Annotated in this window: 8 protein-coding genes; 4 read left to right on the top strand and 4 right to left on the bottom strand. The window is 63.5% G+C overall.

The features are described from left to right. Both EOA36_RS25520 and EOA36_RS25515 read left to right on the top strand, forming a co-directional pair. The coding region (locus EOA36_RS25520; RefSeq protein ID WP_189553354.1) for a dihydroxy-acid dehydratase at positions 1-671 on the top strand (671 nt) is incomplete at its 5' end. Further along, entirely contained in the window at positions 658-1,506 is an 849-nt protein-coding gene (locus EOA36_RS25515) for a tetratricopeptide repeat protein (RefSeq protein WP_127279924.1), read from the top strand. The genes EOA36_RS25520 and EOA36_RS25515, both read left to right, overlap by 14 nt. Positions 1,507-1,670: 164 nt before the next feature. On the opposite strand, the gene EOA36_RS25510 is transcribed toward EOA36_RS25515, so the two are convergent. The 4 genes from EOA36_RS25510 to erpA form a co-directional block, all read right to left on the bottom strand. Next, positions 1,671-1,970: a hypothetical protein gene (locus tag EOA36_RS25510; RefSeq protein ID WP_127279923.1), complete on the bottom strand. Its 300-nt coding sequence runs from the start codon at positions 1,968-1,970 to the stop codon at positions 1,671-1,673. 88 nt (positions 1,971-2,058) lie between these two features. Beyond that, positions 2,059-2,853: an exodeoxyribonuclease III gene (gene xth / locus EOA36_RS25505; RefSeq protein WP_127279922.1), complete on the bottom strand. Its 795-nt coding sequence runs from the start codon at positions 2,851-2,853 to the stop codon at positions 2,059-2,061. A gap of 7 nt (positions 2,854-2,860) precedes the next feature. Next, positions 2,861-3,253, bottom strand: coding sequence for a VOC family protein (locus EOA36_RS25500; RefSeq protein ID WP_127279921.1), 393 nt, complete (start codon positions 3,251-3,253; stop codon positions 2,861-2,863). 7 nt (positions 3,254-3,260) lie between these two features. Then, positions 3,261-3,608 (bottom strand): iron-sulfur cluster insertion protein ErpA, encoded by a 348-nt coding sequence (gene erpA, locus EOA36_RS25495; RefSeq protein ID WP_127279920.1) that lies wholly within the window; start codon positions 3,606-3,608, stop codon positions 3,261-3,263. A gap of 76 nt (positions 3,609-3,684) precedes the next feature. Here erpA and EOA36_RS25490 point away from each other — a divergent pair, with 76 nt between their 5' ends. Both EOA36_RS25490 and argS read left to right on the top strand, forming a co-directional pair. Then, a complete protein-coding gene (locus EOA36_RS25490; protein ID WP_127279919.1) occupies positions 3,685-4,899 on the top strand; it encodes a deoxyguanosinetriphosphate triphosphohydrolase in 1,215 nt (404 codons plus the stop codon). Positions 4,900-4,960: 61 nt separating this feature from the next. Then, positions 4,961-5,704: arginine--tRNA ligase (gene argS, locus EOA36_RS25485; RefSeq protein WP_127279918.1), on the top strand; the 744-nt coding region annotated here is incomplete at its 3' end.

Below are 5,704 nucleotides of genomic sequence, written 5' to 3'. Positions count from 1 at the left end.
GTCGTACTTTGGCCGAAAATATGGAGCACGTTGCCTGGAATGAACATCAGGATGTGGTCCGCCCGGCCAACAGACCAATTACCCAAACCGGCGGTGTCGTGGGCTTGAAGGGAAATCTTGCCCCTGAAGGCGCGATCGTGAAGGTCGCGGGCATGGCGGAGTTGAAATTCTCCGGCCCGGCGCGCTGTTTCGATTCGGAAGAGGAATGTTTTGAGGCGGTGACGAACCGCGCCTACCGCGAAGGCGAGGTTCTGGTCATCCGCTATGAAGGACCGCGCGGCGGTCCTGGCATGCGCGAGATGCTGTCGACGACGGCGGCACTCTACGGCCAGGGCATGGGCGGCAAGGTGGCGCTGATCACCGACGGCCGTTTCTCGGGCGCGACGCGCGGTTTCTGCATCGGCCATGTCGGCCCGGAAGCGGCGGTTGGCGGCCCGATCGGCCTCGTCAGGGATGGCGACGTGATCTCGATCGACGCGGTGAACGGAACGATCGACGTAGCGCTGTCCGAGGCCGAACTGGCGGCACGAGCGAAGACATGGAAGGCGCGCACGACCGACTATCAGTCGGGCGCGATATGGAAATACGCACAGACGGTAGGGTCCGCCAGGGATGGCGCGGTCACCCATCCGGGCGGTGCGAAAGAAACACACTGCTATGCGGATATCTGAGTTGTTGAAGTCAACACCAGAGTTGTTGAGGTCATCTGTCCTTCCGGCACTGGTCGCGGTTGCGATCTTTGGCGCCGTGGGCCAGGCCATGGCCTTCGACGACAAGGTGTTCGACGACAAGACCGGCGTGAAGCCGCAGTCGAGCCCCTGGGCAGTGTTTCAGTTCGGGTTCTCCGCCTACAAGAGCGGCCACAAGGAGCAGGCCGCCGAGGCCTACAAATATGCCGCCGAAAACGGCCAGATCGGCGCCACCTGGAAGCTTGCCCGCATGTATGCCGAGGGCGACGGCGTGGCCCGCGACGACTATGAGGCTTTCAAGTTCTTCTCGGAGATCGTCGACCAGGACGTCGAGCCCGGCTCGCCGGAAGAAAGCTATGTCTCCGACGCGCTGGTGGCGCTCGGCGACTATCTGCGCACTGGCATTCCCGGCAGCCCGGTCACCGAGAACGAGGTGGCGGCGCAGGAATATTACATGCGCGCCGCCGCCAACTACCGCAATCCGAACGCTCAGTTCGAGATGGGCCAGATGTTCCTGAAGGGCGAGGGCGGTGTGAAGGCCAGCGTCAAGCAGGCCGGGCGCTGGTTCCAGCTCGCCGCCGAGAAGGGCCATGCCGGTGCGCAAGCGACGCTTGGCCACCTGTTGTTCCAGAGCGGCAAGATCGTGCGCGGCCTGGCGATGATGACCGCGGCCCTGGAGCGTGCGTCGCCGACCGATCAGCCCTGGATCCGCGGCATGCAGGAAGAGGCGTTCGCCGCGGCCGGCGAAGCCGACCGCCGCACCGCGATCTCGCTGGCGGACGACATCCTGACCAAGGGCAGCAACGCCGATCAGTAGGCTCTTTCCCCGTCACCATGCGGCGAGCCGAGGAGCGATCCGTGTAGCGGACGAAAAGCCAACTGCTTGGCTTCTCTAGCGAAGAACGTCGGCATGGTAATGACGGACAACGCCGGCCTATCGAGGCTCGTCTCGATCCGAGGACGAGGCAATCCAGGAGAAAATTAGTTTTCGGTTGGCTCCGTCGGGACCATGCTTGGCGCGGGTGTCGAGATCGGTGTGACGTGCAGGTGCGGCGCCATGGTGTTTGCCGGGCAGCCATCGCCAACCTTGGTCCACGATGTGTTGTTGAGCACCATGTCGCAGCGAGCCAAATGACTCTGGTCGGCAACCGTCAGGCAGGCGACCTGTCCGACCGGATAGGATTTTCCATTGGCGAGACATTCCGGGGCGGCGAACGCCGGCACGATCGCGGTCATGGCGAATGCCAAGCCGATCGGATAATGAGCAAATCGAACGGTCATGGAAACCCGGCCACCATGATGATTTCCCATCATGCGCGCGATTGTGGCGACACGAGGTCCGGACAATTCGGCGGCAGAAGGGTCTGCGTCAGGCCGGCCGCAGCGCGAGGTCGATCGCCACCGGGACGTGATCGGACGGTTTTTCCCAGGCGCGCACATGCTTTTCGATCGACGCCGATGAGAACCGGTTCGCGGCTTCAGGCGACAGCAGCAGATGGTCGATGCGGATGCCATTGTTCTTCTGCCACGCGCCGGCCTGATAGTCCCAGAAGGTGTAGGTGTCCGGGGCATCGGTGACCGCGCGCACCGCTTCGGTGAAACCGAGGTTGAGCAGCCGGCGGAAGGCCTGCCTTGTCTGTGGCTGGAACAGCGCGTCGCCCAGCCAGTTCTCCGGGAACCGCGCGTCGATCGGCTCGGGAATGACGTTGTAGTCGCCGGCCAGCACCAGCGCCTCTTCCAGCCTCAGGCGCTCCTGCGCCCAGCGCTCCAGCCGCGCCATCCAGGACAGCTTGTAGGGAAACTTCTTCTCGTCATCGATCGGGTTGCCGTTCGGCAGATAGAGCGAGGCGACGCGAAGCGCGCCCTTGTCGGTCGAGAACACGCCTTCGATGAAACGTGCCTGTTCGTCGGCATCGTCACCCGGCAGGCCTCTGGTGACTTCATCGAAGCGCAACTTCGACAGCAGCGCGACACCGTTGAAGCCCTTCTGGCCATGGGTTTCGACATTGTAGCCAAGCGCCTCGATTTCGGCGCGCGGGAACTGCTCGTCGACCGTCTTGATCTCCTGCAGGCAGACGATGTCGGGCGCGCTCTCGGTCAGCCAATGGGTCAGGTTGCCGATGCGGGCGCGCACGCCGTTGATGTTCCAAGTGACGATTTTCATGACGGTCTCATTGTTCCTGCGGCGGAAGGCGTTCGACTAAACCGATCGTATTGCCTGCCGGGTCCTTTAGAAAGGCCATCCATTCGCTTTCCCCCGCCGGACCAAACTGCCCTTCGGTGTCGCGATGGACCTGCGTCGGCGGCGCGGTGAAGGGGATGCCGGCTGCCTTTGCCTCGGCGTGGAAGGCTTCGAGGCCTGATATGTCGAGATAGATGGTGCCGGCCGGGATGCCGTCGGTGAACAACAGCCTGACATCGCCGGCCATGATGAAGGCAATGCCGGGCGGATCGAACCGCGCATGCACCCTCATGCCGAGGACATCGCGCCAAAAGGCCAATGTCGCGTCGAGGTCGCGACCGGCGGAGAGCGCAACCTGACGAACCGCGCCGGTTGCGGGCATCTCGGTCCTAGATGGAGAAGCTGGTGCCGCAGCCGCAGGAGGCGACCGCATTCGGGTTGCGGATCTGGAACGACTGCCCCATCAAATCGTCGACGAAGTCGATCACCGAGCCACCCATATAGACCAGGGACAGATCATCGATCAACACCGTGGCGCCGTCCTTCTCGATGGCAACGTCGTCGTCATTGCGCGCACCGACCAGATCGAACTTGTAGGAAAAGCCGGAGCAGCCGCCGCCCTCGACGGAAACGCGCAGCGCCGTCTTGCCGGCCTCGCCAGAGACAATTTTGGCGATCCGCTTGGCGGCGGCCTCGGTCATCTCGACTTTCATGGCGGTCTTGGCATCCGCGCCCATAGGCGTCACCTTGCTTTCGGTTTCACATGATAGGTATGAAGCGCGACGGGGCAAGTCAACTGCGGCGGCATCAGCCATGACAAATGAGCTTGGCGACATCGGATTCGGCTATCGGCCGCGCGCGGCCTATGCCACGGATCCGGCGCGCTCGCGCGGCCGGCTGTTCGACGAGGTGGAAAGTCCGACCCGCACGCCTTTCCAGCGTGACCGCGACCGGATCATCCATTCGACGGCGTTTCGGCGGCTGAAGCACAAGACGCAGGTCTTCATCGCCCATGAAGGCGATCACTACCGCACAAGGCTCACCCATTCGATCGAAGTGGCACAGATCGCGCGTGCGCTGGCGCGGGCGTTGCGCGGCGACGAGGATCTCGCCGAAGCGGTGGCACTGGTGCATGATTTCGGCCACACGCCCTTTGGCCACACAGGTGAGGACGCGCTGAACGAGAAGATGGCGGCGTGGGGCGGCTTCGACCACAACGCACAATCCCTGCGCATCGTGACGAGGCTGGAGGCGCGCTACGCCGAGTTCGACGGGCTCAATCTGAGTTGGGAGACGCTTGAAGGCCTGGTCAAGCACAATGGTCCGCTCACCGACGGCAGCGGCAAGGGCCTGAAAGGGCCGGTCCCGCAGGCGATCCGCGACTACTCGCAATTGCAGGATCTCGAACTCGACCGGTTCGCCGGCATCGAAGCGCAGTGCGCGGCGATTGCCGACGATATCGCCTACAACACGCATGATATCGACGATGGGCTGCGGTCAGGGCTGCTGACGCTGGACATGCTGAAGGCCGTTTCGCTGCCTGGAACGATCCTGAAGAGCGTGCGCGAGCGCTATCCCAGGCTCGACGACGTGCGCACCGGCCATGAATTGATGCGGCGGCAGATCACGGCCATGGTCGAGGATGTGATCAAGTCAACGACCGCCAATCTGGAGCGGATCAGGCCGCTGAGCGTCGAGGCGGTGAGGGCGGCGGGCGAGACGATGGTGACATTTTCGGCCGAAATGGCGGAAGCCGAGAAGGAACTGAAGGCCTTCCTCTACAAGCACCTCTATCGGCACGAAGAGGTCATGCGGGTGCGTGCGGACGCCGAGCAGATCGTCAGGGACCTGTTCGACGTCTATTTCGCCGACCCGCGCGCCATGCCCGATGGCTGGCGCGAAGGGCTGGACCGCGCCGAGGATCGCATCAAGGCACGCAGCGTCGCCGATTTCCTGGCCGGCATGACCGACACCTACGCGCTCAAGGAACACAGGCGTATGTTTGACCGCACCCCGGATTTGAGCTAGGGCGGGCTCGATTTGCCGGCCAAAGGGCCGGATTCGTCGTAAAGCCGCCAGAGCATACACCATGAACATCTTCGCCGATTTCACCGCGCGAGTCGTAAAGGCTGTCGAAGCGCTTGACCTGAAAGACAGCAATGGCGTTTCGCCTGATCTGTCGCGCATCGCCGTCGAGCCGCCCCGCGACGCCAGCCATGGCGATCTCGCGACCAATGCGGCAATGGTGCTGGCCAAGCCCACCGGCCAGAACCCGCGCGCACTGGCCGAGAAACTGGCGGAAGCGCTGCGGGCGGACAATGACGTCGCCGCTGCCGAGGTCGCCGGTCCAGGCTTCGTCAATCTGCGGCTCAAGGACGGTTTCTGGCAGGCGCATCTGTCGGCGCTTCTAGGCGAGGGGCGCAACTATGGCCGCTCGACGATCGGCGCCGGCCGCAAAACCAACGTCGAATATGTCTCGGCCAACCCGACCGGGCCGATGCATGTCGGCCATTGCCGGGGTGCCGTCGTCGGTGACGCACTCGCCAATCTGATGGCGTTCGCCGGTTACGACGTGACCAAGGAATATGTCATCAACGACGCCGGCTCCCAGATCGACGTGCTTGGGCGCTCGGCGATGCTGCGCTACCGCGAGGCGCTTGGAGAAGATATCGGCGAGATTCCGCCGGGGCTTTATCCCGGTGACTATCTTGTCTCCGTCGGCGAGGCCCTGGTCAGGGAGTTCGGCCGTTCCTTGCTGCAGATGCCGGACGACGAGGCGCTGGCCATCGTCAAGGACCGGACCATCGATGCGATGATGGCGATGATCCGCGAG

Origin of the sequence: Mesorhizobium sp. M8A.F.Ca.ET.021.01.1.1 (genome assembly GCF_003998025.1) — a bacterium.
GTDB lineage: Bacteria > Pseudomonadota > Alphaproteobacteria > Rhizobiales > Rhizobiaceae > Mesorhizobium.
Note: the sequence above shows the minus strand (reverse complement) of the source record. Positions and strands in the feature narration are given on the sequence as shown.